Source organism: Streptoalloteichus tenebrarius (assembly GCF_024171885.1).
In the GTDB taxonomy this organism is placed as follows: Bacteria; Actinomycetota; Actinomycetes; order Mycobacteriales; family Pseudonocardiaceae; genus Streptoalloteichus; species Streptoalloteichus tenebrarius.
Genome location: NZ_JAMTCP010000006.1, coordinates 138,482 through 163,760, shown reverse-complemented (window position 1 = coordinate 163,760; position 25,279 = coordinate 138,482). Strand labels below are relative to the sequence as shown.

Annotated in this window: 24 protein-coding genes, 4 tRNA genes and 1 other RNA gene; 22 read left to right on the top strand and 7 right to left on the bottom strand. The window is 72.8% G+C overall.

Annotation, left to right across the window (positions count from 1 at the left end; translation table 11 throughout):
- Positions 1–164: 164 nt before the first annotated feature.
- Positions 165–255, top strand: a tRNA-Ser gene (locus tag LX15_RS08815).
- A 32-nt stretch (positions 256–287) separates the two neighbouring features.
- Positions 288–360 (top strand) — tRNA-Arg (locus LX15_RS08810).
- A gap of 494 nt (positions 361–854) precedes the next feature.
- Here LX15_RS08810 and LX15_RS08805 read toward each other — a convergent pair.
- Positions 855–1,127, bottom strand: a complete 273-nt coding sequence (locus tag LX15_RS08805; RefSeq protein ID WP_253669001.1) for a hypothetical protein — start codon at positions 1,125–1,127, stop codon at positions 855–857.
- A gap of 496 nt (positions 1,128–1,623) precedes the next feature.
- Between LX15_RS08805 and LX15_RS08800 the strand changes: the two genes are divergently transcribed.
- The 3 genes from LX15_RS08800 to LX15_RS08790 all read left to right on the top strand — a co-directional run bounded on the left by LX15_RS08800 (position 1,624) and on the right by LX15_RS08790 (position 4,040).
- Positions 1,624–2,826 carry a Cys-Gln thioester bond-forming surface protein gene (locus LX15_RS08800; RefSeq protein WP_253669000.1) on the top strand — a complete coding sequence of 401 codons (1,203 nt, stop codon included), beginning with the start codon at positions 1,624–1,626 and terminating at the stop codon, positions 2,824–2,826.
- Between the two features lie 410 nt (positions 2,827–3,236).
- On the top strand, positions 3,237–3,428 hold the full coding sequence (locus LX15_RS08795; RefSeq protein ID WP_253668999.1) for an antitoxin: 192 nt from the start codon (positions 3,237–3,239) through the stop codon (positions 3,426–3,428).
- A gap of 24 nt (positions 3,429–3,452) precedes the next feature.
- Complete coding sequence (locus LX15_RS08790; RefSeq protein ID WP_253668998.1) at positions 3,453–4,040, top strand: putative glycolipid-binding domain-containing protein; 588 nt, start codon at positions 3,453–3,455, stop codon at positions 4,038–4,040.
- Positions 4,041–4,240: 200 nt separating this feature from the next.
- Here LX15_RS08790 and LX15_RS08785 read toward each other — a convergent pair whose 3' ends face one another.
- The 3 genes from LX15_RS08785 to LX15_RS08775 form a co-directional block, all read right to left on the bottom strand.
- Positions 4,241–5,440 (bottom strand): thiolase family protein, encoded by a 1,200-nt coding sequence (locus tag LX15_RS08785; RefSeq protein WP_253668997.1) that lies wholly within the window; start codon positions 5,438–5,440, stop codon positions 4,241–4,243.
- 188 nt (positions 5,441–5,628) lie between these two features.
- Complete coding sequence (locus LX15_RS08780; RefSeq protein ID WP_372502509.1) at positions 5,629–6,639, bottom strand: prephenate dehydrogenase; 1,011 nt, start codon at positions 6,637–6,639, stop codon at positions 5,629–5,631.
- Positions 6,640–6,698: 59 nt separating this feature from the next.
- Positions 6,699–7,961, bottom strand: coding sequence for a M20 metallopeptidase family protein (locus tag LX15_RS08775; RefSeq protein WP_253668996.1), 1,263 nt, complete (start codon positions 7,959–7,961; stop codon positions 6,699–6,701).
- Between the two features lie 79 nt (positions 7,962–8,040).
- Here LX15_RS08775 and LX15_RS08770 point away from each other — a divergent pair, with 79 nt between their 5' ends.
- The 10 genes from LX15_RS08770 to LX15_RS08725 all read left to right on the top strand — a co-directional run bounded on the left by LX15_RS08770 (position 8,041) and on the right by LX15_RS08725 (position 14,741).
- Complete coding sequence (locus LX15_RS08770) at positions 8,041–8,529, top strand: tRNA adenosine deaminase-associated protein (protein ID WP_253668995.1); 489 nt, start codon at positions 8,041–8,043, stop codon at positions 8,527–8,529.
- Positions 8,526–9,002, top strand: a complete 477-nt coding sequence (tadA, locus tag LX15_RS08765; protein WP_253668994.1) for a tRNA adenosine(34) deaminase TadA — start codon at positions 8,526–8,528, stop codon at positions 9,000–9,002. Before LX15_RS08770 ends, tadA begins: the two co-directional genes overlap by 4 nt.
- A 108-nt stretch (positions 9,003–9,110) precedes the next feature.
- On the top strand, positions 9,111–9,326 hold the full coding sequence (locus LX15_RS08760) for a CsbD family protein (protein ID WP_253668993.1): 216 nt from the start codon (positions 9,111–9,113) through the stop codon (positions 9,324–9,326).
- 238 nt (positions 9,327–9,564) lie between these two features.
- On the top strand, positions 9,565–10,149 hold the full coding sequence (locus LX15_RS08755; RefSeq protein ID WP_308213431.1) for an RNA polymerase sigma factor: 585 nt from the start codon (positions 9,565–9,567) through the stop codon (positions 10,147–10,149).
- Positions 10,140–10,718, top strand: a complete 579-nt coding sequence (locus tag LX15_RS08750) for an Asp23/Gls24 family envelope stress response protein (protein ID WP_253668992.1) — start codon at positions 10,140–10,142, stop codon at positions 10,716–10,718. Before LX15_RS08755 ends, LX15_RS08750 begins: the two co-directional genes overlap by 10 nt.
- Positions 10,715–11,143 (top strand): Asp23/Gls24 family envelope stress response protein, encoded by a 429-nt coding sequence (locus LX15_RS08745; RefSeq protein ID WP_253668991.1) that lies wholly within the window; start codon positions 10,715–10,717, stop codon positions 11,141–11,143. The genes LX15_RS08750 and LX15_RS08745 overlap by 4 nt, the downstream gene beginning before the upstream one ends.
- A complete protein-coding gene (locus LX15_RS08740) occupies positions 11,140–11,496 on the top strand; it encodes a hypothetical protein (protein ID WP_253668990.1) in 357 nt (118 codons plus the stop codon). The genes LX15_RS08745 and LX15_RS08740 overlap by 4 nt, the downstream gene beginning before the upstream one ends.
- 96 nt (positions 11,497–11,592) lie before the next feature.
- Positions 11,593–11,679: transfer RNA gene (locus LX15_RS08735), tRNA-Ser, on the top strand.
- A gap of 190 nt (positions 11,680–11,869) precedes the next feature.
- The gene (locus LX15_RS08730) at positions 11,870–14,338 is read left to right on the top strand and encodes a DUF8508 domain-containing protein (RefSeq protein WP_308213430.1); all 2,469 of its coding nucleotides are present in this window, start codon (positions 11,870–11,872) and stop codon (positions 14,336–14,338) included.
- A 19-nt stretch (positions 14,339–14,357) separates the two neighbouring features.
- On the top strand, positions 14,358–14,741 hold the full coding sequence (locus LX15_RS08725; protein ID WP_253668989.1) for a hypothetical protein: 384 nt from the start codon (positions 14,358–14,360) through the stop codon (positions 14,739–14,741).
- A 424-nt stretch (positions 14,742–15,165) separates the two neighbouring features.
- Here the strand turns inward: LX15_RS08725 and LX15_RS08720 are convergent.
- Both LX15_RS08720 and LX15_RS32325 read right to left on the bottom strand, forming a co-directional pair.
- Positions 15,166–15,253: transfer RNA gene (locus tag LX15_RS08720), tRNA-Ser, on the bottom strand.
- A 65-nt stretch (positions 15,254–15,318) separates the two neighbouring features.
- Positions 15,319–15,951 carry a lytic transglycosylase domain-containing protein gene (locus tag LX15_RS32325; RefSeq protein ID WP_301304236.1) on the bottom strand — a complete coding sequence of 211 codons (633 nt, stop codon included), beginning with the start codon at positions 15,949–15,951 and terminating at the stop codon, positions 15,319–15,321.
- Positions 15,952–16,286: 335 nt separating this feature from the next.
- Here LX15_RS32325 and ffs point away from each other — a divergent pair.
- An RNA gene (ffs, locus tag LX15_RS08710) (signal recognition particle sRNA small type) lies at positions 16,287–16,381 on the top strand.
- Between the two features lie 36 nt (positions 16,382–16,417).
- Positions 16,418–18,514, top strand: coding sequence for a DNA polymerase III subunit gamma and tau (locus tag LX15_RS08705; RefSeq protein ID WP_253668988.1), 2,097 nt, complete (start codon positions 16,418–16,420; stop codon positions 18,512–18,514).
- Positions 18,515–18,568: 54 nt separating this feature from the next.
- Here the strand turns inward: LX15_RS08705 and LX15_RS08700 are convergent, their stop codons facing one another.
- The gene (locus LX15_RS08700; RefSeq protein ID WP_253668987.1) at positions 18,569–20,404 is read right to left on the bottom strand and encodes a S9 family peptidase; all 1,836 of its coding nucleotides are present in this window, start codon (positions 20,402–20,404) and stop codon (positions 18,569–18,571) included.
- 380 nt (positions 20,405–20,784) lie between these two features.
- Between LX15_RS08700 and LX15_RS08695 the strand changes: the two genes are divergently transcribed.
- The 5 genes from LX15_RS08695 (at position 20,785) to LX15_RS08675 (ending at position 25,238) form a co-directional block, all read left to right on the top strand.
- Positions 20,785–21,156, top strand: a complete 372-nt coding sequence (locus LX15_RS08695) for a YbaB/EbfC family nucleoid-associated protein (protein ID WP_372502506.1) — start codon at positions 20,785–20,787, stop codon at positions 21,154–21,156.
- 16 nt (positions 21,157–21,172) lie between these two features.
- Complete coding sequence (recR, locus tag LX15_RS08690; RefSeq protein WP_253668986.1) at positions 21,173–21,769, top strand: recombination mediator RecR; 597 nt, start codon at positions 21,173–21,175, stop codon at positions 21,767–21,769.
- The gene (locus LX15_RS08685; protein WP_253668985.1) at positions 21,766–22,371 is read left to right on the top strand and encodes a uridine kinase family protein; all 606 of its coding nucleotides are present in this window, start codon (positions 21,766–21,768) and stop codon (positions 22,369–22,371) included. Before recR ends, LX15_RS08685 begins: the two co-directional genes overlap by 4 nt.
- Positions 22,372–22,498: 127 nt before the next feature.
- Positions 22,499–24,199 (top strand): ABC transporter substrate-binding protein, encoded by a 1,701-nt coding sequence (locus LX15_RS08680; RefSeq protein ID WP_253668984.1) that lies wholly within the window; start codon positions 22,499–22,501, stop codon positions 24,197–24,199.
- 28 nt (positions 24,200–24,227) lie between these two features.
- Positions 24,228–25,238, top strand: coding sequence for an ABC transporter permease (locus LX15_RS08675; protein WP_253668983.1), 1,011 nt, complete (start codon positions 24,228–24,230; stop codon positions 25,236–25,238).
- The last annotated feature ends 41 nt before the right edge of the window (positions 25,239–25,279 follow it).

Sequence of the window (25,279 nt, the reverse complement as noted above, 5' to 3'; positions counted from 1 at the left end):
GCTCACCCCATCCCGTGCCGGAACGGCCTCCGCCCTCGTGGTGGACGGCCGTTCCGGTGGGGGTGTGGGGCTCTCTGGAGCGCCTACAGGGGGTCTGACCAGCCGTTTTGCTTCTTCCGGCGAGTTGTGTGTAGTCTTTGCGTCCGGTGGCCGCGGTGGCCCCGGGAGGCTTCGCCTAGTCTGGTCTATGGCGCCGCACTGCTAATGCGGTTGGGGGCTCAAACCCCCTCCCGGGTTCAAATCCCGGAGCCTCCGCAGACCCGGTCCCGGCCGGGACAACTAAAGATGCGCTCGTAGCTCAACGGATAGAGCACTTGACTACGGATCAAGAGGTTGCAGGTTCGAGTCCTGCCGAGCGCGCAACGGCCCGAGGCCCTGTCGGTGACTCACCGGCAGGGCCTCGGTCTTGTTCGCCCCCGGAGTGAGTCCGGGCATCTGTGGGATGTGTCTGATGCCACAGGCGTGGCGCGCGGTCTCAACCCCGGCCCACTTTCCCGATCCACACCGCGGCGGTGCCGGGCAAGGAAGCGCGGCTCGGAAGCGCGCTCCGTTCCGGCGGCCGCTCATCTCCGCGTTCGGGTGGTTTGTCATTCACCTACCTGGAGCGAAGGAGGTGAAAGGGAGTGGTGAGAACTCGCCGGGCGTTTTGTCCCGCCTTCCGCACGCCGGTTGTCGCGAACGTCACCGTTCCCGGTATTTGATCTTGTTCGCCGGTTGGCGCGGGAAAGGGGTCGACCGGCGGGCCGATCCTCTCCGTCGTCTTGTGCGGCGCGCCAACCTGCTTCTTGGGCGGGGTATGGGGCGGGCGCGGGCGCATTCCCGTCCAGATGACGGGGCATGTCCGACCGGGTCGGTCAGGAAGTGGAACCGCGCGGCGGCAGAATGTCGGAGGTCCGAGCGCCGTGGGAACCGTACTCCTCGGTTGGTGGTCCCTCGGGCGGGTGGTCGTGGGCGTGGCGCAGCTCGTGGTAGATCGCCAGGACGGCGTCGGCGGTCGCGGCCTGGAGCAGGTAGGACCGCACGCTCTCCTTGCGCTCGTTGTCCGCCGCCCGCCGCGCGTCCTCGGCCCACGCGGCGTACTGCTCGGCGAGCTGGCGGTGGTTCCGGTGGTCGGGCTCGATGGTCACCCCGCAAGCCTGGCCGACCTCGCGAGCATCCCGCCTCGCCCGATCCGGTTGTTCCCGGGGCTCGGAGGACGTCGGCGGGGTGACGCCCGGTGTCTTCCCTGGCCGGCCGTCACCCATTCAGGGGATTCCGTCGCCGTCTCGACATCGCTTCGTTACCTATTCCTCCGGGAAAGAGGCGGCAAGCCGCCACCTCGGGCGACAGGTATCACCTGTGGACGTTCAGGGGTGACCCTGGGTTGTGTCCAAATCACCAATTCGTTCGGCGCGGGTCGGAAACCGCCGAAACCGCACCCCGGTGGAGACAAGGTATTGCCCGATCGAGTAGTGTTCCGCCGCAATCGTTCGCAGGGTGTATGACGGATCATCGGCGCTAGCCCGTTCGGACGTACCGCATGGGCGCCCGGATCCGTCCCCGGCAGAGCGAGCGTGTCAACACGAAGTGACTTCGTGCCCACTGTTCCTGAACCCGCTGTTCCCCCAGGTGGGAAGGAGAGAAATGGCATCCAGGCTGCATCCCGCGCGTCTCGGGGCCGCGTTCCTCGGCACGGCCGTGGCGCTGCTCGCGAGCGCGTTGCCGGCTTCCGCTGAGGCCACCGGCGAGGTCGCCCTCGACCCGAACGCCGGTGGTGAGCACGTCAGGATGAACGGGAAGCCGGAGCCGACTTCGCTGATCGGTCTCCGGCTCAGCGACGGCCGTCTCCTCAAGACGTACTGCGTGGAGCTCACCGAGCCCGCGCGGAACGGCTTCCCGATGAAGGAGGCGCACTGGGACGAGTACCCGGACGGCTCCAAGTCCTTCAAGTCGCAGCCCGACAAGGTGCTGTGGATCCTCAACCACTCCTACCCCAACGTCGACACCGACGCGCTGGGCAAGGTGATCGAGGCCAAGGACCTGACCCCTAGTGAGGCCATCGCGGGCACCCAGGCCGCGATCTGGCACTTCAGCAACGGCGCCAAGCTGGACGAGCAGGGCAACGACGACGACGTCAAGAAGCTCTACAAGTACCTGACCGGCGAGAAGAACGTCGGCCAGAAGACGCAGCCGCCGGTCTCGCTGAAGCTGAGCCCGGAGAAGGCCGAGGGCGCGCCCGGCGACAAGATCGGCCCGTTCACGGTCGACACCACCGCCAGCGAGGCCAAGCTGTCGGTCAAGAAGAGCACCGCCGACGGCGTCCAGGTCGTCACCGCCGAGGGCAAGCCGGTGACCTCGGCCAAGGGCGGCGACAAGGTGTTCGTCCAGGTCCCCGCCGACGCCAAGGGCGGGACCGGTGAGGCGACCGTCCAGGCCGAGGCCGAGGCCACGGTCGAGAAGGGCCGCCTGTTCGTCGGCTCCGACCGCAACAAGCGCACCCAGACGCTGATCACCGCCGAGAGCATGAAGACCTCGGTGAAGGCCCACGCCGAGGCGGCGTGGAAGAAGAAGACCACCCCGTCCAGCTCGTCCGGCGCCACCACGCCGAGCAACCCGGGTGGGCCGACCACGTCGGTCTCGACCTCGGCCTCGCAGCCGCCCAGCTCGGTGCCGGTGACCCCGGCCCCGGTCACCAGCACCACCCAGGCCCAGCCGGTCCCGGCGAGCAACAACGACAACCTCGCCAACACTGGCGCCTCGGTGCTCGGCGCCATCGGCGTGGGCATCGTCCTGGTGGGTGGCGGCGCGACCGCGCTCATCCTCCAGCGGCGCCGCAAGAAGGCCTGACAGGCTGAACGACCGGCCCTAGCGCGCTGATCGACAACGAGGGGCCCTCCTCGCCAGGAGCGGGGAGGGCCCCTCCACGTCTGGAGTCCCTCGCACCAGACCATGACCCGAACCACGGTCACCGCAACGGCTGACTGTTGCCGGTTCCCCCCTGGAGCGGGCCGGTCTCCGCGCACGGCTCGCTACTGGATTTCTCGTGGTCAGAGGGCCGTTGGGTGGCTTACTTCCCGCTGGCCAGAGGTGGTTACGCAGTGCGCTGACCGCTCACGATGACGGGTTACGTCATCGGGCGGATGTTGGTGATTCGGGTACCCTGCGTATTGGATCTGGGGTGGTGTCCGTGGTCGACGCCAACCGCCCGTGACCGTCGCCGCCGTGCCGGCCCGGCCGTTCATCCGTGGAGGAGCGCCATGAACTTCGACGAGCTGAAGAAGGCCGCCGAGGGGTTGTTGCAGGAGCACGGGGACAAGGTCGAGATGGCCGTGGAGAAGGCCGGCGAGTTCGCCAAGCAGCGCTTCGGCCACGAGGAGCAGATCGACCAGGGCGTGCAGAAGATCAAGGACCTGATCCCGGACGGGAACGACGGTGCCGAGCACGGCTGAGCGCCGCGGTCGCGGAGCGGCGCGGTGAACGCCCGCCGTTCCGTGCTGGCGACTTGGCGCGGCCTCGGCTCGCCGCGCCTGGAGTCGGCCCGACTGGTGCTCACCGACACCGGACGCCTGCGCGCGGCGGGCCGGGCGGTAGCCGCCGCCGGTGAGATGGAGGCGTACAGCGCCTACTACGAGTTGCTGGTCGACGAGACCGGGGTGACCCGCCGGTTGACTCTGGGGACCACCACCCGGAGCGACGAGCGTCACCTCTCCCTGAGCCGTGGCGACGACGGCTTCTGGCTCGTTGACCGGGGCGGCGACGACGTGCGGCGCCTCGCCTTCGACGGCGCGCACGACGTCGACGTGCGGGACAGCGTGTTGTTCAACTCCCTGCCCGTGCGCCGCCTGGGCCTGCACCTGGCGCCGGGTGAGCACGAGTTCCCGGTGGTGTGGGTGTCGCTTCCGGACCTGTCCGTCCGGCTCGTCCGGCAGACCTACCGGAGCGTGGGGGCGCTGGACGACAGCGCCGTGGTCAACTTCGCCTCCGGGTCGTTCACCTCGGACATCACGGTGGACAGCGACGGCCTCGTGGTCGACTATCCCGGCGTCGCCCACCGCGTCTGACCGCCTGAAGCCGGTTTTCCTTGCCCCGTCAGGGGATTCGCCGAGAGGGAGCGCCCCACGATCGGGGCGACTGTGTCGTTCGGGGTTGTTCGGCCTCGGCCAGCACCCCTAACTTGGTGCCACCTCCACCACAGCTCGCCGAGATCTGGCGAACGTCCCGCACGACCTCCTTCCCGGGCATCCCGAAGGGTCGCGCCCGCTCACACCCGGACCGCGATCGCGATGCCCTGACCGACCCCCACGCAGGCCGCGGCGACTCCCAGGCCGCCACCCCGAACCCTGAGGTGTCGGCACAGGTCGACCACGACCCGGGGCACGGACGCGCCCAGCGGGTGGCCGTAGGCGATGGCCCCGCCGTGCACGTTCACCTTCGTCCGGTCCACGCCGGGCAGGTGCCGCAGCACGGAGAGGACCATGGCCGCGAACGCCTCGTTGATCTCCCAGAGGTCGACGTCCTCCTCGCTCACGCCGAGCCGGGCGAGCAGCTTGCGGATCGCCGGGACCGGCGCGAGCGTGAACCGCTCCGGGCTGTCGGCGGCCACGGCGCTGCCCAGCACCTCGCCCAGGGGCTCGACCCCCAGGTCGGCCGCGACCTGTTCGGTGCCGACCAGCACGGCGACCGCGCCGTCGTTGAGCGGTGAGGAGTTGCCCGCCGTGACCGGGCCGTCGGGGGAGAACGCCGGCTTGAGCTGGGCGAGCTTGTCCGGCGTGGTGTCGGCGCGGACGGACTCGTCGCGGCGGACCGTGGTCCCGTCGGGGGTGCGGACGGCGAAGGCGAAGCCGTCGTGCGCTCCGGCGTCCCAGGCCGCCGTGGCGCGGCGGTGCGAGCGCAGCGCGTAGGAGTCCATCTCCTCCCGCGTGATTCCGAGCTGGACGGCGACCTCCTCGGCCGCCCGTCCCAGCGGGACCGTCCACTCGTCGGGCATGCGGGGGTTGACCAGGCGCCAGCCCAGCGCGGTCGGCACCAGGTCCATGCGGTCCGGCATGGCGCGGTCGGGTCGGGGCAGCACGAACGGCGCCCTGCTCATCCCCTCCACCCCGCCGGCCAGCACGAGGTCGGCGTCGCCGGCGACGAGCGCCCGGGACGCCTGCACGATCGCCTCGCCCCCGGAGGCGCAGAGCCGGTTGAGCGTCGCCCCGGGGACGCTGGTCGGCAGGCCGGCGAGCAGCGCGGCCATCCTGGCCACGTTCCGGTTCTCCTCGCCGGCGCCGTTGGTGTTGCCGTAGAGGACGTCGTCGATCCGTGCGGGGTCGAGCCGGCCGGAGCCAGCCGGGCCGTGCCGCCGCAACAGCTCGGTGATCGGCAGGGCTGCGAGGTCGTCGACGCGGATGCCGGACAGACCACCGCGGTAGCGGCCGAACGGCGTTCTGGCGGCGTCCAGGAGGAGTGCGCGCGGCATAACAGTCATCTTGCCGATTCGGGCTCGGCTGTAACACCCGTCGGGCGGATCGGTGGGGAAACCATGCCGTGGACGCGGCGGGAGGGCGCCGCCGCGGGGAGATCGCGTGCCCGCGTGCGGACCGCCCCTCCGACCCAGGCAGCCTTCGACCCATGAGCCTCCGACCCATGAGCCGGAGACGCCGGATGTCACTCCGGAAGCGCGACGACCGCCTCGTCGTCGTCGAGCGCGACCACCCGCCCGCCGTGCCGCCCCAGCTCCACCAAACAGCGCAGGTCGTGGGAGTTCACCCGCACGCGGGACCCCGCGTCCGCCGAGCGAAGCCGTTCCCAGGAGCGCCGTGCGGCGTGGCCCGCGGCCACGGTGGCCGCGAGCGATCCGGTGGAGGCCAGCGCCCCGCGCGCCGCGCCGAGCCGGCCGAGCGCGTCGTCCACGGCGTCCAGGAGCGCCCAGCGGTTCCCCTCGCACATGGCTCGCACCAGCTCCGGCCGGGTTCCCATCACCCGGGTGCCGTCGCGGAACGAGCCCGCGCCCAGGGAGAGCGCCAGGGGGCCGCCGTCCGCGCCCACCGCGGCCAACACCGCCGCCAGGACGTGCGGGAGATGGGACACGCGCGCGACGGCGGCGTCGTGTTCGGCGGGCGTCGCCGGCACCACCCGCGCGCCGCAGTCGAGCGCGAGGCGGGCGACCTCCGCCCACAGGCCCGGGTCGCCCTCGGCACCAGCCTCGTCCTCGTCGTCCTCCTCGTCGCTCTCGGTGACCTCGGCCGTGACGACCCAGGCGGCGTCCCGGAACAGGGCCGCGTCGCCGGCGGCCCACCCCGACGCCGACGTGCCGGCCATCGGGTGCCCACCCACGTAACGGGCACGGGGGAGCAACCGGCGGACCGCGTCCGCGACGGGCTCCTTGACGCTCACGACGTCGGTCAGCCGACACTCCGGGGCGACCGACGCGATCTCCCGGAGCACCGGTTCCACCGCGGGCAGCGGCACGGCGAGGACCACGAGCGCGTCCTCGACCCCAGCCCGCGCGACCGCCTCCTCGGTGGAGGCGACCACGTCGTACCCCTCGGCCCGCGCGGCCCGCGCGTCCTCGGCCGACGTGGTCGCCCCCCACACCCGTCGGCCGGCGGCCGCCGCCGCCCGCACCAACGATCCACCGATCAGGCCCAACCCGAGCACGCACACCGGCCGCCGCACGCCGCCCAGTCTGGCAGCGCGCCGGCGCGTTCCGGCCGCGCGGGGCTCGGGGAGCAGGCTCAGCGCAGCGTGTCGAGGGCGAACGCCGCGTAGAGCGCGACGCCGTGCGCCATCGCGCTCTCGTCGAAGACGACCCGGTTCGAGTGGTTGGCGGCCGCGGTCTCGGGCGTGGAGTCCGGCGGGCACGCGCCCAGGAACGCCATCGCGCCGGGGACCTTCTGGAGGACGTAGGAGAAGTCCTCGGCGCCCATCAACGGGTCCGCCATCGGCTCCGCGTACCGCGGTCCCAGCACGGCCGCCGCCAGGTCGACGACGCCGGGGCCGACCGCGTCGTCGTTGACCGTCACGGGGTAGCCGTACTCGAAGCTCACCTCCGCCGAGCAGCCGTGCGCCGCCGCGACGTGCTCGCACACCCGGCGGATCTCCTCGTGCGCCTGGGCGCGGGTCGCCTCGGACAGCGTGCGGAGCGTGCCCTCGAGGAACGCCGTCTCCGGGATCACGTTGTTGGTGGTGCCCGCCTCGATGTGCGCGATGGTCACCACGGCCGGGGCGAACACGCTGATCCTCCTGGTCACCATGCTCTGGAGGGCGCCGACCATCGCCGCCGCCGCGGGCACCGGGTCCAGCGCGTTGTGCGGGGCCGAGGCGTGGCCGCCGCGTCCGCGCACCGTCACCCGCAGCACGTCCGCCGAGGCCATGATCGGGCCGGGACGGCACTGGACCACGCCGGAGCGCAGGGTCGACGTGATGTGCAGGGCGAAGGCCTTGACCGGCGGGGCGTCGGTCACGTCCAACAGCCCCTCGTCGAGCATGTACCGGGCGCCGTGGTGGCCCTCCTCGCCCGGCTGGAACATGAACACGACCCGGCCGGCGAGCTCCTCCCGTCGCTGGCAGAGCAGCCGGGCGGAGGAGGCGAGCATGGCCACGTGGGTGTCGTGGCCGCACGCGTGCATCGACCCCGGCACCTCCGAGGCGAACTCCAGCCCGGTGTCCTCCTGGAGCGGGAGCGCGTCCATGTCGCCCCGCAGCAGCACGGTCGGGCCGGGCCGGCCGCCCTCCAGCACGGCGATGACAGAGCTGACCGACTCCCCGGTGCGCACGTCCAACGGCAGCCCTTCCAGGGCCTGGAGCACCGCCGCCTGGGTGGCGGGCAGCCGCAGCCCCTGTTCGGGGTTGCGGTGGAGGGCCCGCCGCAGCGCGACGGTCCGTGGCTGGAGGGCGCGGGCCTCGGAGAGCAGCCCGGTGAGGCGCGCGTCGGCCGGGTCCGGCGTGGCGGACGGGGCCGTGACGGGCCGCGGAGAGGACGGCGACGAGGTGGTCATGCCACCGATCCTCGCACTGGGTGACCCCCGACCGGCGATAGTGCTTTCGTGTTACGGCGCACGGGCCTACGGTTGTGCCATGGCGCTGGAGGACCCCGTCCGGGGCTTCGCCGTGGCGGTGGTGCGTGAGGACGGGCACTGGCGGTGCGATCCGATGGACCGCGCCGTCCTCGCGAACCTCGACGCCGCGATCACGGACCTGCGACGCATCCGGTCGACCGGCGCCGTGTTCGCCCTGCTGAACGTGGACGACGAGTTCTTCGTGATCGTCCGGCCGGTGCCCGGCGGGGTCGACCTGATGCTCTCGGACGCGGCGGCCGCGCTGGACTACGACATCGCGGCGGACGTGCTCGACCTCCTGCGGGTGGACCCGCCCGACGAGGACGACGAGGAGGTGTGGCCGGAGGGGGACCTGGCCATCCTCGCCGACCTCGGTCTGCCCGAGGGCGAGCTGGACGTGATCGTCGCCGAGCCCGACCTGTACCCGGACGAGCAGCTCGCGATGATCGCCCAGCGCTGCGGGTTCGCCGACCAGTTCGGGGAGCTGATGGCGAAGATGGGGGCGTGACCGGTCACCACACCCCCGCCGACGCCGCGCTCGTCCGGGCCGCCCTGGAGGCGGCCCGCCGCGCCCCGGAGACCGGCGACGTCCCGATCGGCGCCGTCGTGGTCGCGCCCGACGGGCGGGTCCTCGCCAGCGCCTGCAACGCGAGGGAGGCGCTGGGCGATCCGACGGCGCACGCCGAGATCCTGGCGCTCCGCGCGGCGGCCGTCGCCCACGGCGACGGGTGGCGCCTCGACGGCTGCACCTTGGCCGTCACCGTCGAGCCCTGCACGATGTGCGCCGGCGCGTTGGTGCTGGCCCGCGTGGCCCGCGTGGTCTTCGGCGCGTGGGAGCCGAAGACCGGCGCGGCCGGGTCCCTGTGGGACGTCGTCCGCGACCGGCGTCTGAACCACCGGCCCGAGGTCGTGGGCGGGGTTCTGGCCGACGAGTGCGCCGCGCTGCTCGACGACTTCTTCGCGCATCACCGGATCGTGTGAAGCGGGCCACGCGCGTCCCTCCGGGGCATGACGTTGCCCCGGCCTGGGCATCCCTTTCCCAGACGCCCCCGGCGCCCGGCCGGGCGCGGCTCGAGGAGGGACCGCCACATGAGCATGTTCGACAAGGCCAAGGACAAGCTGGAGCAGGTCGTCGGCCAGGCCAAGGAGAAGCTCGGCGAGGCGACGGGCAACGAGGATCTGCGCGACGCCGGCAAGCGGGACCAGCTCTCGGGCGAGGCCAAGGAGGCGGGCCACGACCTCAAGGACAGGGCCGCCGGGGCCGCGAAGGACGTCAAGGACAGGCTGAGCGGCGACGACCGCTGACGCACGACCCGTCCTGGTGACGCGGGGGCCTGTCGCCCCGCGGAGCGACGCCGGGACTGACACGATGGGTCCGTCTCCGTCACGGAGGCGGACCCAGTCTTGTGTGCGGGCGTGTCCGGTGGGCGTCCCGGCCGTGGCGGCGGGGGCGCCAGCTCCTCTCGACGTCCGTGCGGCCGTCGCGGGCACGGCCCGCGCCGCCCCCGCCGTCGGACGCGCCCCGGGCGCCAGGGGGTGTGGAGTGGCAGACTCGGCGGCGGACGTCGTGGACGACGCCACCCTGGCCACCCGGGCCGCCGACGGCGACACCACCGCCTTCGAGATGCTCCTGCGCCGGTACTCCGACCGGGTGTTCGGGTTGGCCCTGCGCATGCTGGGGGACCGCGCCGAGGCCGAGGACGTGGCCCAGGAGGTCTTCGTCACCGCGTGGCGACGGCTCGCCGAGCTGGCCGAGCCGGGCGCCGTCCGCACCTGGCTGTTCCGGATCGCGCACCGCCACTGCCTCGGTGTCCTGCGCCGCCGGCGCGACCGGCGCACCGATCCCGTCGAGGAGCTGCCGGAGACCGGGGGCAGGGCGGTGGGCGTGGGCGCCGGCGGGGTGGCCGACCCGGCGCGGGTCGCGGAGGCTGGAGCGGGAGTCGAGGCCCTGCGCCGGGCGCTGGGCGGGCTGCCGCCGCCGCAACGGGCCGTGTGGCTGCTCGCCGAGGTCGACGGGCTGTCCTACGCCGAGATCGCCGAGGTGGTCGGGGCGAGCGAGCAGGCCGTGCGGGGCCGCCTGTCCCGGGCCAGGACGAGGTTGGCGGAGGTGATGCGGCCGTGGCGCTGAACCGGGGCCGGCTCGCCCGGTCCGGCCGACTGCCCTGCGGGCACACCATCGACTCCCTCTGGGAGAGGGTGCGGTCCGGAGCGTCGGCCGTGCCGGACGAGCACGTGGCGCGCTGCCGCCACTGCCAGACGGCCCTGGAGGGGTTGCGCGCGCTGCACGCGGCGACCGAGGAACTGGCGGCCGAGGAGGTGTCCGCGCCTCCCGGCCTGTTCGACCGCGTGATGCGGGTGGTGCGGACGGAGGCGCGACGCGGCGACACCGTTCCGCTGGTGACGGGACCCGACCCGGCGAGCGTGTCCACCACCGCCGTCGCCGCTGTCGTGCGGTTCGCGGTCGACACCCTGCCCGGCCAGCGGTTGCGGGCCCGGCGCTGCCGGGTTCAGGCCCCACCGGGAACGGTCGATGTCCTCGACGTGTCCGTGGAGGTGCTGAGCCCGTCGGCCGCCGAGTGGGACGAGACGGAACTCCGACGTCGGATCGCGGCCGTCGTGTCGGCGCACGTGGGAGTGCGGGTGCGCCGGCTGGAGCTGGACGTGGTGCCGCTGGAGCCGGGTGAGGAGGCCCGGTGACGGGCGTGGGCGGCGGAGCCGTGTGCGTGGCCGAGGGGGTCCTCGTCGAACCCAGGGCCGTGGCCAGGGTGGCGGCCGCGGCGACCCGACGCGTCGCCGGCGTCGTCGGGCTCGAACCCACGCTGACCGGGTTCGTCGTGGAGTTGGGTCGACGCGTGCGCGACGTCGCCACCGGCAGGGAGGCGGCGGACCCGGTGGACGGCGTGCGGGTGGAGACCACCGCCGGTGGGCAGTCGGTCGTGGTCACCGTGGCGCTGTCGGTCGGAGGGCGGTCCGCGCGGGACGTCTCGGTGGACGTGGTCCACGGGGTGCGCGAGGCGTTGGACCGCCAGCTCGGCGTCCGGGTGGACCGGGTCGAGGTGGTCGTCGTCGACGTGGCGTTGATCCCGCCGGAGGCGGCCGAGGAGCCGGGGGCCTCGACGTGACCGGGCCGCCAGGGGCCGCTGGCTCCGACCAGGCGGACGTGGCCCGCGAGGTGTTGCGCCGCGTCGGCGGACTGCATCCCGCGGTGGCGGAGGACGCGCCGGTCACGAAGGTGCCGGGCGTCGAGGAGCCCTGGCTGACGGTCGACGCGGAGCGGGTGACCGTCGACCTCGTCGTGGACCAGGACGCGTTGCCCGCCCTGGCCAGGCTGCTCGACGCGCGTGACCACCTGGCCGACGCCTTCGGCCGCGCCGTGGAACTGCGCGTGGTCGATGTCGTCGAGCGGCCGCCGGACGCGCCAGAGGAGCGGCCCACGGACGACGCCGGTTCCACCGGTTCGGCCGCCCTGCCCTGACCGGACCGAGGTCGGAGTGTGTTCTGCGCCCCACTTGCGCCCCCGGGAGGGGGGTGGGGGCACGGGCGCGGACCAACGTCCGCTATTCTGGCTCGCGGTAGCGTGTCCGAGCGGCCTAAGGAGCACGCCTCGAAAGCGTGTGAGGGTTCACGCCCTCCGTGGGTTCAAATCCCACCGCTACCGCTGGTCGACAGGGCCGGCCCCTTCCGGGGCCGGCCCTGTCGCTTGTTCGGCGGCCGTTCTCCCCGGCCTCGCGATCGCGACGCGAGGGCCCGCGACTCCGAGGCCGGCACCCGTCGCGTTGCTCGATCTTCTTCCCTCGTTCACGCGATCAGTGCAGGATGCCTCCACTCCCCACGCACTGGAGGACGAGGTGACCTCACCCCGCCATCGCTCCGCCGCCGGCCTCGCCCTGGCCGCGACAACCGTGTTGTCGGCACTGTCCGTCCACGTCCTGGCCGCCCCGACGGCGGCAGCCGCGCCGAGCACCGACGCCCTGATCGCCGAGGTGTACGGCGGCGGGGGCAACAGCGGATCCCCCATCGCCGCGGACTTCGTCGAGCTGGCCACCCGCGGGGCCGCCGTGCGCCTCTCCGGCTGGAGCGTGCAGTACCTTCCCGCGGCTCCGAAACCCACCAGCAGGTGGCAGGTCACCCCGTTGACCGGAGACCTCCAGCCCGGCCGTCGATACCTCGTCGCGCAGGCCAGGGGTGGTTCGGGCGGGGCGGAACTGCCGACCCCGGACGCCACCGGCTCCGTCAACCTCTCCGCGTCGGCCGGGACGGTGGCCCTCGTCGCCGGCACCGAGCCGTTGAGCTGCCTGACCACGGCGGACTGCGCGGCCGACCGACGGGTCCGTGACCTGGTCGGCTACGGCGACGCGGTGGTCAGGGAGGGCAGGCCGGCGCCCGCGGCCAGCAACGGGACGTCCGTGGCGCGCGCCGACCGGCTCCCCGACACGGACGACAACGCCGCCGACCTGGTCTCCGGCCCTCCCACCCCGACGAACAGCAGGGGCGAGGGGCCGGGCGGCGGGGGCGACCCCGGGCAGGGTGGCAGGAGGATCCACGACATCCAGGGCGTCTCGCGGATCTCCCCGCTGGTCGGGCGGAAGGTGAGCGACGTCCCGGGAGTGGTGACGGCGGTCAGGGCGTTCGGAGCCTCCCGGGGCTTCTGGTTCCAGGACCCCCAGCCCGACGACGACCCTCGCACCAGCGAGGGCCTGTTCGTCTTCACGGGAAACCAGGCTCCCCAGGTCAAGCCGGGGGACGCCGTCCTGGTCAGCGGGACGGTCGCCGAGTTCCGGCCCGTGGGCAACGGCGAGACGCCCGACTCCTCCCCGAACCAGACCGTCACCCAGATCACGGACGCGCGGTGGACGGTGACCAGTGCCGGAAACCCCCTGCCGGCGGCGGAGCGGTTGCGGCCCGACTCGGTCCCGACCGCCATGGCGCCGGACGCCAGGGGCGGCAGCATCGAGGGGCTGCCGCTGGAGCCCCGCCGGTTCGCGTTGGACTTCCTGGAGTCGCGCGAGGGAATGCGGGTGCGGGTGGACGACGCCCGCGTAATCGGACCGACCGACGGGCACAACGGCCTGTGGATCACGACGAAGCCGGAGCAGAACCGGACGCCGAGGGGTGGCACGGTCTACCTCTCCTACGAGGACGCGAACTCGGGGCGTCTGAAGGTCGAGTCGCTGATCCCGTTCGCGCAGCGCCCCTTTCCCCGCGCGGACGTGGGCGACCTGCTGCGGGGCGTCACGGAGGGACCGCTGGACTACACGCGCTTCGGCGGCTACGTGCTCCAGGCCAGCGCGTTGGGTGAGCACGTCTCGAAGGGGCTGACCAGGGAGACGACCCGTCCGCAGCACCCGTCCGAGCTCGCCGTGGCGACCTACAACGTCGAGAACCTGTCGGCGCGGGACGACCAGACCAAGGTCGACCGGCTCGCCGTCGGCGTCGTCCGGCACCTGGCGTCGCCGGACGTCGTGGCCCTGGAGGAGATCCAGGACAACAGCGGTCCCGCCGACGACGGCGTGGTCGCCGCGGACGCCACCCTACGCCGGTTCGTGGACGCGGTCGCCGCCGCCGGAGGCCCCCGTTACGAGTGGCGTCAGATCGACCCGGCCAACCGGCAGGACGGGGGACAGCCGGGCGGCAACATCCGCCAGGTGTTCCTGTTCAACCCGAAGCGGGTGTCCTTTGTGGACCGCGCGGGTGGGGACGCGACCACCCCCGTCCGGGTGCGGTCGGACCACGGCCGGGCGGCGCTGAGCGTCTCACCGGGGCGGATCGACCCGGCCAACCCGGCGTGGCAGGACAGCCGGAAGCCGTTGGCGGGCGAGTTCGTCTTCCACGGCCGTACGGTGTTCGTCATCGCCAACCACTTCAACTCCAAGGGCGGCGACCAGCCGATCCACGGCCGCTACCAGCCGCCGAACCGGGTCTCCGAGGTGCAACGGCAGCAGCAGGCCGCCGTCGTCCGGGGTTTCGTCGACCAGATCCAGCGCGTCGACCAGCGCTCGGCGGTGCTGGTCGTGGGTGACCTGAACGACTACGTGTTCTCGCCCGCCGTGCGGACGCTGGTGCGGGGCGGCGCGCTGCGATCGCCGTTGGAGCGACTCCCCGAGGGGGAGCGCTACAGCTACGTGTTCGAGGGCAACTCGCAGGTGCTGGACCACATCCTGGTCAGCGGCAACGTGCGCCAGTACGAACTCGACGTGGTGCACCTGAACGCGGAGTTCCACGACCAGGCCAGCGACCACGACCCGCAGGTCCTGCGGTTCCGCCCGCCGACGGGGCCGTGGCGGGCGTTCGGCGAGCCGGCGGGGACGACGGGCTGACGGGGCCGGCGGGGTCATCATGCGGGTCCGCGCCCAGTTCCTGGTGGCCACGGCGTCGGTGGTGGCCGGGGTGGGGGTGCTCCTCGCCCCGGCCGCGGACGGCACGCGGCCGCCGGGCTTGCCGTGGGGGCACGGCCCGTCCTCCGTCGACCTCCTGGGCCTGGCGGGGGTCGGGCTCGGGCTGGCCTGGCTGGTGGCGCTGGTCGTGCGGTACCTGCCCGCGGTCCGGCGCCGCCTCGGCGACCGCCCCCTGTTCGTCCTCGCCCTGCTCGGCGGCTTCGGACTCGGCTCCGCCCTCGTCTCGGTCCTGGACGGCGGCCCGTGGTGGGCCCCCGGTCTGGTGGTGGCCTCCCTGGCCTCCGTCACGCTCGGGGCCGCACTGGCCAGCGCGAGCCCGGGGTGACCACGGTGGGGGCACGGAACTCGGGGGCGCCGGGTCGCTGAACCCGTCACGTCGTCGAGAGAGGCGGATGCGCCTGTCCGTACGGCTCGGACGTCGGTGGAGGTGCCCTCAGAGTACTGGGAAGCCCCTCTCCCGCCGATGATCGAAGCCGTATCACGCTCGATCGTGGGTCGGGATGCCGTGCGGCCCGAACCGTACGCCCCGATGTCGGTCCACAGTGGATGATCCCTGTCGGTCGTCGTCAACGGTTCGGCTGTGACGCGTCTCATGCCCAGTGGTGGGCTGGTGGACGGTTCCGGAAAGCCCGTAGCCGCCACCAGCGCGCATTCCCCCGTCGTCAGCGCGCTCGCGCAGCCCAGAGGAGATCTCCTCGCCACGACGACAGAGGCCCCGGACGCATCTCACGTCCGGGGCCTCTGACCTGCGGAGGATGCGGGATTTGAACCCGCGAGGGGCTATCAACCCCAACACGATTTCCAATCGTGCGCCCTAGGCCACTAGGCGAATCCTCCGTCGGCGAGTGTACCGACTGACCGAGGACCGGCCAAAACCGGCCCCGGCGCGGCCGGCGTGGCGATCAGTAGCCGCGGTAGGCGCCACCGGATCGCATGGCCTTGACGCCCGGCACCTTGGACAGCGAGCCGTAGCGGGAGATCGAGTACCGGACCCCGGCGATGATGTTGTGCACCGGGTTCCAGATGTTGCCGTAGCCGGGGAGGGCGTGCGCGCGGAACGTCGGGTCGATCACCTGGAGCACGCCCTTGGACGGGGTGCCCTTGACGGCGTTGGAGTCCCAGTTGTTGATCGCGTTCGGGTTCCCGCTCGACTCGTGCAGGGCCATCATCCGGACCGCGGCGGGGTCCAGCGCGCCGCGCTGGTAGCCGTGCGCGGCCAGGATGTCGAACGCCTGGGCGATCCAGCCGTCGAGGTTGTTCGGGTACGTCGGGGCGGGGGGCGGAGGCGGGGGAGCGACCGGCGCCGGGGGTGGGGTGACCGGGGCGGGGGGCGGAGGAGCCACGGGGGCCGCCGGCGGGGTCACGGCCGCGGCGGGAGCGGGGGCCTGGGCCAGGACCGCGGCGGCCTCGGCCGTGTGCGGACCGTAGTTGGGTCGGGGGTGGGGATGGTCGGGGGAGGCTTCGGCGGCGAGGGCGCTCCCGGCGCTGAGCGACGCCCAGAGGCCGACCGCCGAAATGATCGAAACGATTTTCATGACCCGACAACCGTGCGGGCGCATCGTTGATCGTTCAACACTGAGTGCCGCATGCCACAACGCGATCACGCAGGTCAGACGGGGTGTTGTGATCCTTCCGTGATTAACTAACGACCCTGTTCAACATCGTTTTCGGGTGCGGGCGAGAGGGGAGAAAGTCCTTGTGCCGTCGGGGAAAACGTCCCTCCGATACTGCACTGCTCAGTCTCGTTTTCGGCCCGGGAGGGTGGGTCGGCGGAGCGCCCGGGGGTTGCGCAGAGTCACCTCGGAGAAAACATCCCACCATCCCCTGGTGGGGGTGGCGCGGGCCACGGACGGGGACCGCTACACTGGTCCACGGACCCCGCGCGGCGTCCATCCCGTGAACCTCCCCAGGGCCGGAAGGCAGCAAGGATAAGCGGGCTCTGGCGGGTGCGCGGGGTCCCCTTTTGTCCGTGTCGTCGTCCCCACCGCGTAGGGTCGTCCCGTGGCGCTCGCCCTCTACCGCAAGTACCGACCGGCGTCCTTCGCCGAGGTGGTCGGGCAGGAGCACGTCACCGAGCCGCTGCGCACCGCGCTCGCGGCCGGGCGGATCAACCACGCGTACCTCTTCTCCGGGCCCAGGGGCTGCGGCAAGACCTCCAGCGCCCGCATCCTGGCCCGCTCGCTCAACTGCGAGCGCGGGCCCACCCCCGACCCCTGCGGCGAGTGCTCGTCCTGTCACGCGCTGGCCCCGGAGGGGCCGGGCACGGTCGACGTGGTCGAGCTGGACGCGGCCAGCCACGGCGGCGTCGACGACGCCCGCGAGCTACGCGACCGGGCCTTCTACGCGCCCGCCGAGTCGCGCTACCGGGTGTTCATCATCGACGAGGCCCACATGGTCACCACGCAGGGCTTCAACGCCCTGCTGAAGATCGTGGAGGAGCCGCCGGAGCACCTCATCTTCATCTTCGCCACCACCGAGCCGGACAAGGTGCTGCCGACCATCCGGTCCCGGACGCACCACTACCCGTTCCGGCTGATCCCGCCGGCGGCGATGCGCGCGTTGCTGGAGCGGAACTGCGCCGCCGAGGGCGTGGCCGTCGAGCCGGCCGTGTTCCCGCTCGTGATCAGGGCCGGCGGTGGTTCGGCCAGGGACACGCAGTCGGTGATGGACCAGCTCCTGGCCGGGGCCGGCCCCGAGGGCGTCACCTACGACCGGGCGATCGCGTTGCTCGGGGTCACCGACGTGGCGTTGATCGACGACATGGTCGACGCCCTGGCCGCCGGCGACGGCGCGACCGTGTTCAGCACGGTGAACAACCTGGTGGACGCCGGCCACGACCCGCGTAGGTTCGCCTCCGACCTGCTGGACCGCATGCGGGACCTCGTCCTGCTCAGGGCGGTGCCCGACGCCGCGGCCCGCGGTCTGGTCGAGGTGCCGGACGACCAGCTCGCCAGGATGACCGCGCAGGCGGAGCGGATCGGGCCGGCGACCCTGTCCCGGTTCGCCGAGATCCTGCACACCGGCCTCACCGAGATGCGGGGGGCCACCGCGCCGCGGTTGCTGCTGGAACTGCTGTGCGCGCGCATGCTCCTGCCAGGGGCCTCGGACTCCGAGGCCGCCCTGCTCCAGCGGCTCGAACGGCTGGAGCGCGGCGGAGTGGCCGTTGGGGCCGTCGCGGCTAATGGCGCTGCTCCGGCCGCCGCGCCCGCCCCCGCCGCGCCCGTGGAGGAACGGCCCGGGGCGCGTCGTTTCGAACGTCCCTCCGCCCGGTCGGCCGCGGCGAGCCCGCCGCCCGCGGCGCCCGTGTCCGCGCCCGCCCCGGCCCCGGTTCCGGTGGAGGAGCCGCGGCCCGAGCCCGCGCGCCAGGAGCCGGTGCGCCAGGCGGCCCCCACGCCGGAGCCGCCGTCGGCACCCGCTCCCGTCGCCGCCCCTCCGGCTCCCGCCCCCTCACCCGAGCCCGTCGCTCCGGCCGCCGGCGCGACCGCCGGGGGGATGGACGCCGCGGCGGTGCGCAGGGTCTGGCCCGAGGTGCTCAAGGTCGTCGCGGGCCGGAACCGCCCCACCCAGGCGTTGCTGCTCAACGCCACCGTTCAGTCGATCGAGGGCAACACGCTCGTCCTCGCCATGCCCACCGCCGGCCTCGCGCGCCAGCTCGCCCAGGAACGGCGGCTGGAGGTGCTGCGCGCCGCGCTGCGCGACGTCCTCAACGGCACCTGGGACGTGCGGTGCGTCCACGGCGACCCGGCCGCCGGCGCGACCGGCGGCAACGGCGGGCGATCCGCGGCTCCGGCGCGCCCCGCCCAGCCCCGGCCCGCCCCGCAACGTCGCTCCGCGGCCGCGCCGCAACCCGAGCGCCGCCCTGAGCCGCCCCGCCCGTCCGCGCCCGAGGACGACATCCCCCCGCCACCGGAGCCGCCGGCTGACGACGTTCCGCTCCCGCCGGAGCCGGAACCGGAGCCGCCGATGGACGAGGAGGCGATGCTCGCCGAGGCGGACCGGCTGGCCAACGACCCCACCGCGGAACGCCACGATCCGGAGGAGGCGGCCATCGCGCTGCTCCAACAGCACCTCGGCGCGCACCGGATCGAAGGGCGCTGACACCTCCGGCGCGGTCCGGGTGGCCCGACGTCGACGCCGAGCCACCCAGGGGCGTCAGGGCCGCGCCGCGAGGTGGCGGGCGAGGAAGTCGAAAGCCCGCGGGTAGGCGTCGAGGCGGTTGGCGCGCTTGGCGAGCCCGTGGCCCTCGTCCGGGTAGACGAGCAGCTCGCACTCCACGCCCTTGTCGCGCAGCGCCGCGGAGATCTGCTCCGCCTCCGACAACGGCACCCTGGGGTCGTTCGCCCCGTGGATGACGAACAGCGGCGCGCGCATCCGGTCGATGTGCGTGATGGGCGAGACCTCCACGAGGAAGTCGTGGTCGTGTTCGAGGGAGCCGTACTCGCGCTCCCGGTGCGCCCTGCGGTAGTCGGCGGTGTTCCTCAGGAACGTGACCAGCGAGGAGATGCCGACGATGTCCACGCCGGCCGCCCAGCGCTCCGGCTGGAACGCCAGGCCGGCGAGCACCATGTAACCGCCGTACGACCCGCCCCACAGCGCGGCGCGCGCGGGGTCGACCCCCACCTCGGGCAGCCAGTCGTGGACCGCCGCGAGGTCCGCGACGGAGGTCAGGCGCTTCCGGACGTCGTCCGCGGAGTACCAGCGCTTCCCGTAGCCCACCGAACCCCGGACGTTCGGGACGACCACGGTGTGGCCGCGGGCGACCAGCCCCTGGATGATCGGGTTGAAGACCCGCACCGACTGAGCCGCGGGGCCGCCGTGGACGAGCACGACCGCCGACCCGGCGAGCGGGTCGCCGGCGCCGGACGCGGGCGAGTAGACGGCGCAGGGCACGGCCTCGCCGTCGGGCGTCGGGACGCGGTGCGCGGTGGGCTCGACCAGGGTCTCGCCCCCGAGTTGGGCCGCCGAGGAGGTCAGCGCCCTGGCCTGGCCCGTGTGCGCGTCGAGCAGCAGGACGTCGCCGGGCGTCACCGGCGAGGAGTAGGTGAGCGCGACGTGGCGCGAGTCCGGCGACCAGATCGGCTCCGGCAGGGGGTAGCTGACCCAGCCGTCGCCGGGGAGGGCGACGTCGTGCCGCTTCGCGCCGGTGGCCGCGTCGTGCACCGACAGCCGGGCCACGCCGTCATCGTTGGCCTCCACCAGCAGGAGGCGACCGTCGGGGGAGAGCCACCCGGTCAGCTCGTGCCGGTCGGAGGTCACCAGCCAGGTCCACGCGTCGTCGGCCAGCTCGTAGCGGGCGATGCCGAGCAGGTCGCGGCCCCGGTCCGTGGTGACGACCAGGCCGCGGTCGCCGGGGAGCCAGAAGAGGTGGTCGTGGCGGGCGTCCTCGTCCGCGTCCGTCACCGGCAGGACGTGGTCGTCCTCGGTCTCCGGGATGGTGTTGACGAGGACGAGCTGGTCGGACAGCGCGGGCCGGCCGGGCACCGTGACGGCGACGTAGTGGCTGTCGGGCGCGATCGCGACCTCGCCGACGTAGCCCCCGCGGTCGTAGACCGCCTCCTCCTCGCCGCTGAAGAGGTTCCGGATCACCACGTCGAAGTCGGTGCCGTTGCGCCGGTTGGTCGCGTAGGCGACGCGGCCGGGCAGCACGTCGAGCAGCCGGTGCACGAACCTCGGGTCGTGGACCAGCGGCTCCAGGTCCTCCAGGCCCGCCGGCAGGGGCGTGGCCCCGTCGAGCCGGAGCAGGGAGAGCTGGCCGCGCTCGTTGCCGCCGTCGTCGTGCTGGACGACCACGGCGCGCTCGCCGGGGAGATAACGGCCGACGCAGGCCCCCGGCAGCGCGGTCAGCGGGGTCGCCCGTCCCTCGGGGGACAGCTCGACGAGCTGCGTCGAGCCCGTCTCGTCCCATCCGGCGAGCACCCGCCCGTGCTCGTCGACGTCGAACGCGCGCCAGGTCCGCAGCTCCACCAGGTGTTCGATGCCGAGCCCCATGATCACACCCTCGCATACCCGTTCGAGCGATGCCGTGGGGTGCTCCTCGGGTGGACCATGGCAGTGGTTCGGCGGTCCCAGGGGCTGTCCGCGCCTCACTCCTCCTTCACCACACCGCCGTCACCAGGCAGCGCTCCAGCCGTTCGAGCACGGAAGCCTCACGGAGGCGAGCCCGGGTGTTCTCGGCGTGCGGCCGGAAACACCGTCGGGCGTCCTTGGTCAGGACCGACGTTCGTCCTGGTGGCGCCGCTGCGGGCGCGCGTCCGAGACGACCCGCGCTGGCCGCGCCGGCTCCGGGGCGGAGGCCGCCGACGGGGTGGCCCGGGCGCGACTACGCTGGTCAGTGCGCCCACGAACGGCATCCGAGCCAGGGCGTGTCGATGACGAGAGGAGCCGCGGTGCGACCTGGTGGGCAGCCGAACATGCAGCAGATCGTGCAGCAGGCGCAGAAGATGCAGCAGCAGCTCATGGCCGCGCAGCAGGAGCTGGCCGAGGCCGAGGTGCGCGGCAGCGCCGGCGGCGGTCTGGTGACGGCGGTCGTGTCCGGCACCGGTGAGCTGAAGTCCCTGACCATCGACCCCAAGGCGGTCGACCCCGAGGACACCGAGACCCTGGCCGACCTGGTGGTGGCCGCGGTCCGGGACGCCAACCACAGCGCCCAGGAGCTGGCGGCCAGGAAGATGGGCCCGCTGGCCGGCGGCCTCGGTGGTGGCATGGGCGACCTCGGCGGTCTCGGCCTGCCGGGCTTCTGACGGGACGGCGGACGGGGTGTACGAGGGACCTGTCCAGGACCTGATCGACGAGCTGGGCCGGCTGCCGGGGATCGGGCCGAAGAGCGCCCAGCGGATCGCGTTCCACCTGCTGGCGGCGGAGCCGGCCGACGTCACCCGCCTCCAGGAGGTGCTGCAACGGGTCAAGGAGGGCGTCCGCTTCTGCGACGTCTGCGGCAACGTCTCCGAGGAGGAGCGGTGCCGGATCTGTCGGGACGCCCGACGCGACCCGACCGTGGTGTGCGTCGTCGAGGAGCCGAAGGACGTGCTGGCCGTCGAGCGCACCCGGGAGTTCAAGGGGCGCTACCACGTGCTCGGCGGGGCGCTGGACCCGTTGTCCGGCGTCGGCCCCGACCAGCTTCGCATCCGTGAGCTGCTCGCCAGGATCGGCTCGGAGGACGTCCGGGAGGTCATCCTGGCCACCGACCCGAACACCGAGGGCGAGGCCACCGCGACCTACCTGGTGCGGATGCTGCGGGACTTCCCCGGGCTGAGCGTGACCCGGCTGGCCTCCGGCCTGCCGATGGGCGGCGACCTGGAGTTCGCCGACGAGTTGACCCTGGGGCGCGCGTTGTCCGGCCGACGCGCCGTATGACCGGACGGGGACGTCCCGGACCCGGGGCCGCCGAGGAGCGGCGCCCGGTCCGGGACGTCGCCGACGCCGTGCTGGCCGCTCCCGCCCGCCTCGGCGCGGTGCGCCTGGTGGCGGTCGACGGGCCGTCGGGCTCGGGCAAGTCCCGGCTGGCCGACGCCCTGGTGCGGGAGCTGGCCACCCGGGGAGTGGTGGTCGGACTCGTCCGCACCGACTTCTTCGCGACCTGGGACGACCCGGTCGACTGGTGGCCGCGGTTGGTCGAGGGCGTGCTGACGCCGTTGGGCCGGGGCGAGCGGGGCCGGTACCGGCGTGTGGTGTGGCGGGACGGCGAGCCGTTCCCTGGGCCGTTCGTCGACGTCGAGGTCCCGGACGTCCTGGTGGTGGAGGGGGTCTCCTCCGCCAGGGCGGAGGTCGCCCCGCTGTTGTCCTACTCCGTCTGGGTCGAGCACCCGGACCCGGCCGCGCGCCTGGAGCGCGCGGTGCGCCGGGACGGTGAGTCCTCCCGTCCCCACCTCGTCGCGTGGCAGCGCTTCGAGCGCGGCTGGTTCGCGGCCGACGGCGCGAAACACCGCGCCGACCGGCAACTGGTTGTCACGGAATGAAGTGACCTTGTAACCAAATCGGGTGATGACGTAGCGGGATCGTGACCTGGAGAGGCACGCGCGTCGCCCGCCCCTCGGGCTAGTGTCGTCGACCACATGTGAGGAACACGACACGCGAGGTGCGGGCATGGTCAACACCCGAACGGCCGTAGGGGGGCTGCGGAGGCTGGCGGCGGTCGGCGTCGCCGGCGCGGTCGCGCTCAGCATGGCCGCCTGCGCGCAGTCGCAGCGGGGGAACAACGACGGGTCGTCGGGCGGCGGGAAGGTCGGCGGCACCCTCACCTTCGGCTCCGAGGGCGCGCCCAAGTTGTTCGACCCCTTCTACGCGACCGACGGTCCGACCTTCCGGATCGCCCACCAGATGTTCGAGGGGCTGACCGGGTTCAAGCCGGGGACCGCCGAGGTCACGCCCGCGCTGGCGGAGAGGTGGGAGCAGACCCCGGACGGCAGGACCTGGACGTTCCAGCTCCGCAAGGGCGTGAAGTTCCACGACGGCACCGAGTTCAACGCGGACGCCGTGTGCCGGAACTTCCAGCGGATGGCCGGTCAGACCGGCGCGGGGCAGAGTTCGGCGGTCTCGCAGTACTGGGTGGACAACTTCGGCGGCTTCGCCGACGGCGCCAAGCCCTCGCTGTTCCGGTCCTGCACCGCGAAGGAGCCGCACACGGCCGTCATCGAGCTGACCCGCTCGACCTCCAAGTTCCCCGGCGTGCTCGGCCTGAAGCCGTTCGCCATGCAGAGCCCGACGGCGTTGGAGAAGTACAACGCGAACAACGTGCAGGCGCAGGGCGACAGCTTCAGCTTCCCCGAGTACGCGCTGCAACACCCCACGGGGACCGGCGCCTTCCGGTTCAGCAAGTATGACAAGGCGAACAACACGGTCGAGCTGGTCCGCTTCGACGACTACTGGGGCGGCAAGAGCAAGCTCGACAAGCTCGTCTACAAGATCATTCCCGACGAGACGGCCCGCAAGCAGGAGCTCCAGTCCGGCGCGATCGACGGCTACGACTACCCGGCGCCCGCCGACTGGGCCCAGTTGGAGAAGGACGGCTTCCAGGTCCTGAAGCGCCCGGCCTTCAACATCATGTACCTGGGATTCACCCAGAAGAACAACGAGAAGCTGCGCGACCTGAAGGTCCGCCAGGCCATCGCCCACGCGGTCAACCGCGAGCAGCTCGTGAAGACGCAGCTCCCTGACCGCGCGCAGGTCGCGTCCCAGTTCTTCCCCGACACCGTCGACGGGTACAACAAGGACCTCAAGGCCATCCCCTACGACCCCGAGAAGGCCAAGCAGCTCCTGGCCGAGGCCGGGGCCAGTGGGCTCTCGGTCAACTTCTACTGGCCCAGCGAGGTCACCCGGCCGTACATGCCCAACCCCAAGGACATCTTCGGGGCGATCAAGGCGGACCTGGAGAAGGTCGGGATCAAGGTCAACCCGGTCACGAAGCCGTGGAACGGCGGCTACCTGGAGGACGTTGACCAGGCCAAGGCGGACCTGTTCCTGCTCGGGTGGACCGGCGACCAGAACACCCCCGACAACTTCATCGGCACCTTCTTCGGGGACCCGACCAACCGCTTCCACACGGCGTCGGCGAGCTGGGGCGCCCAGCTCGCGAGCGAGCTGAAGAGCGCCGACGAGGAGCCGGACGCCGGCAAGCGGACGAAGAGGTACCAGGACCTCAACCGGAAGATCGTCGAGGAGTACCTGCCCGCGGTCCCGCTCTCGCACTCGCCGCCGGCCGTGGTGTTCCGCAAGGACGTCAAGGGCTTCACCGCCAGCCCGCTGACGTCCACCGGCGAGTCGTTCGCACAGGTCAGCAAGGGCTGACGAGAGGCGCGGCGAGGGGGGAGACGCGGTGCTCCGCTACACCCTGCGACGGTTGCTCCAGCTCCTGGGCGTGGTGCTGGTGCTGTCGATGCTCATCTTCGGATGGCTGCGCGCGCTCCCGGGAGGGCCGGTCTCGGCCCTCCTGGGGGAGCGGGGCACCGAGGAGGGCCGACGCGAGCTCACCGCCCAGCTCGGTCTGGACCAACCGATCTTCGTGCAGTACGGGAAGTTCCTCGGCCGCGCCCTGTCCGGCGACTTCGGCATGTCCACCGGCGTCCAGCCGGGCGACGCGGCGGTCGAGATCTTCCTCCAGCGCTTTCCCGCCACGGTCGAGCTGAGCGCGTTCGCGATCGTGCTCGCGGTGCTGTTCGGCATCCCGCTCGGGTACCTGGCCGCCCGCAGGAGGGGAGGCTGGCTGGACAACCTCGGCGTCGTCGGCTCGCTGGTCGGCGTGGCCGTGCCCGTGTTCTTCCTGGCCTTCCTGCTCAAGTACCTGTTCGCGGTGCAGCTCGGGTGGCTGCCCGCCTCGGGGCGGCAGACCGGCGGCCTGGAGGCCACCCGGGTGACCGGGTTCTTCGTGCTCGACGGCCTGCTCACCAGGGAGTGGGACGCCGCCCTCGACGCGCTGGCGCACCTGGTCCTCCCGGCGATGGCGCTGGCCACGATCCCGTTCGCGGTGATCTTCCGGATCACCAGGGCGGCCGTGCTCGACGTGCTCGACGAGGACTACGTCCGCACCGCCGAGTCGAAGGGCCTGACGACCGACGTCATCCGACGTCGGCACGTGCTGCGCAACGCGATGCTCCCGGTGGTCACCACCATCGGCCTCCAGACGGGCGCGCTGTTGGCCGGCGCGGTGCTCACGGAGAAGGTGTTCGCCTTTCCCGGGCTCGGCGAGGCGCTCGCGCTCGGCTTCGAGCGCAGGGACTACCCGGTGCTGCAACTGCTGATCGTCATGGCGGCGATGGTGTACGTCCTGGTCAACCTGGTCGTCGACCTGTCCTACGCGGTGATCGACCCGCGCGTGCGGACGCGGTGAGGGGGACGTCGTGACTGGTTCGGTGTCACGTTCCGGGGCCC

Coding starts and splice junctions, on each gene's coding strand:
- LX15_RS08800 (WP_253669000.1), top strand. CDS start 1,624: ATGGCATCCAGGCTGCATCCCGCGCGTCTCGGGGCCGCGTTCCTCGGC.
- LX15_RS08795 (WP_253668999.1), top strand. CDS start 3,237: ATGAACTTCGACGAGCTGAAGAAGGCCGCCGAGGGGTTGTTGCAGGAG.
- LX15_RS08785 (WP_253668997.1), bottom strand. CDS start 5,440: ATGCCGCGCGCACTCCTCCTGGACGCCGCCAGAACGCCGTTCGGCCGC.
- LX15_RS08775 (WP_253668996.1), bottom strand. CDS start 7,961: ATGACCACCTCGTCGCCGTCCTCTCCGCGGCCCGTCACGGCCCCGTCC.
- LX15_RS08770 (WP_253668995.1), top strand. CDS start 8,041: ATGGCGCTGGAGGACCCCGTCCGGGGCTTCGCCGTGGCGGTGGTGCGT.
- LX15_RS08760 (WP_253668993.1), top strand. CDS start 9,111: ATGAGCATGTTCGACAAGGCCAAGGACAAGCTGGAGCAGGTCGTCGGC.
- LX15_RS08725 (WP_253668989.1), top strand. CDS start 14,358: ATGCGGGTCCGCGCCCAGTTCCTGGTGGCCACGGCGTCGGTGGTGGCC.
- LX15_RS32325 (WP_301304236.1), bottom strand. CDS start 15,951: ATGAAAATCGTTTCGATCATTTCGGCGGTCGGCCTCTGGGCGTCGCTC.
- LX15_RS08700 (WP_253668987.1), bottom strand. CDS start 20,404: ATGGGGCTCGGCATCGAACACCTGGTGGAGCTGCGGACCTGGCGCGCG.
- LX15_RS08695 (WP_372502506.1), top strand. CDS start 20,785: ATGACGAGAGGAGCCGCGGTGCGACCTGGTGGGCAGCCGAACATGCAG.
- LX15_RS08685 (WP_253668985.1), top strand. CDS start 21,766: ATGACCGGACGGGGACGTCCCGGACCCGGGGCCGCCGAGGAGCGGCGC.
- LX15_RS08680 (WP_253668984.1), top strand. CDS start 22,499: ATGGTCAACACCCGAACGGCCGTAGGGGGGCTGCGGAGGCTGGCGGCG.